This window comes from Microcystis sp. M53603_WE2 (assembly GCF_030065435.1).
In genome coordinates this window covers 1-1,610 of record NZ_JASJFF010000963.1, presented here as the reverse complement: position 1 = coordinate 1,610, position 1,610 = coordinate 1, and the positions used below count along the sequence as shown (strand labels likewise).

2 protein-coding genes are annotated in these 1,610 nt (G+C 39.3%); both read right to left on the bottom strand.

Translation table 11 applies throughout. The features are described from left to right. Positions 1-833 (bottom strand): Uma2 family endonuclease (locus PX481_RS20345; protein WP_288095683.1); only part of this gene is annotated, 833 nt, incomplete at its 3' end. A gap of 206 nt (positions 834-1,039) precedes the next feature. After that, a partial coding sequence (locus PX481_RS20340; protein ID WP_288095681.1) for a Uma2 family endonuclease occupies positions 1,040-1,610 on the bottom strand: 571 nt, incomplete at its 5' end.

The window sequence follows — 1,610 nt, the reverse complement described above, 5'->3', positions numbered from 1 at the left end:
TTGATGCCTAATTCTCGTAATTTTGCCGCTAATCTTTCCTTAGCTTGTCGTTCTTGTTCTTTTTCTAAAAGAGCCTGTTCTTTTGCCTGTTGTTCCTGTTCTTTTTCTAAAAGAGCCTGTTCTTTTTCTAAAAGAGCCTGTTCTTTTCCCTGTCGTTCTTGTTCCTTTTCTAAAAGAGCCTGTTCTTTTCCCTGTCGTTCCTGTTCTTTTTCTAAAAGAGCCTGTTCTTTTGCTTGTCTTTGCTGTAATTCAGCTTCTTGGGGAGTGGGAACCAATTGACCATCGGCGGTAAAATAACGCAGTTTACGCTCAAATATGCCTAAATATAATCCTAACTGTTCACTCCATAGATAACCCCGGTCATTGGCAGAAATAGCTTGATATTGTCCCTCAAGTATCGTAAATCCTTGCAATTCTAAGGTATTAGGATCGAACCAAAAATAATTAGGAGTGCGAAAAGTATTTTGGTAGAGAATTTTCTTTTTATTGCGGTCAATATTGGCCGTAGAATCGGAAAGAATCTCGACGATTACATTGGGATATTTTCCCTGTTCTCCCCAAACCACCCAACTTTTGCGGGGACGTTTTTCTGTATCTAAAACCACAAAAAAATCAGGACCACAGAAATCGCGCTTTTTCAGTTGTTCTTCGTTATAGTAGATAGTCAGATTACCGGAAGCGTAGTAATCGTTTTTCTCTTGCCATAACAATTCTAGACAACTGAGAAGAATTATGATCTGTTGCAGGTGTAAATCACTTTCCAAGGGTGGTTCATCACTCCATAAATCCGTGGGGGGACAGGTAACTTCTGGTAAAATGTCGAGAGTTGTCATAGTTTTTACCCTGGCTGGGACATTTATCTAATTATAACAGCTATGAGAAATTATCAATTATGAATGTAGTAGGGTGCGCCCTTCCACGCAACGCTGCATTTTTTCTTTGTATTGTTCGGGAGTGAGTTGCATTCGGGTCTGTCCAGTCAAATCAAGATAATTGTAACTCAAGGGGTTATTGATGGCCGTTTGCAGATTTTAACCAGCTAAATTGTCTGGGGGTTGATGCCTAATTCTCGTAATTTTGCCGCTAATCTTTCCTTAGCTTGTCGTTCTTGTTCTTTTTCTAAAAGAGCCTGTTCTTTTTCTAAAATAGCCTGTTCTTTTGCCTGTCGTTCTTGTTCCTTTTCTAAAAGAATCTGTTCCTTTTCTAAAAGAATCTGTTCCTTTGCTTGTCTTTGCTGTAATTCAGCTTCTTGGGGAGTGGGAACCAGTTGACCATCGACGGTAAAATAACGCAGTTTCCGGTCAAATATGCCTAAATATAATCCTAACTGTTCACTCCATAGATAACCCTGCTCATTGGCAGAAATAGCTTGATATTGTCCCTCAATTAGTCTAAATCCCTGCCATTCTAAGGTATTAGGATCGAACCAAAAATAATTAGGAGTGCGAAAAGTATTTTGGTAGAGAATTTTCTTTTTATTGCGGTCAATATTGGCCGTAGAATCGGAGAGAATCTCGACGATTACATTGGGATATTTTCCCTGTTCTCCCCAAACCACCCAACTTTTGCGGGGACGTTTTTCTGTATCTAAAACCACAAAAAAATCAGGA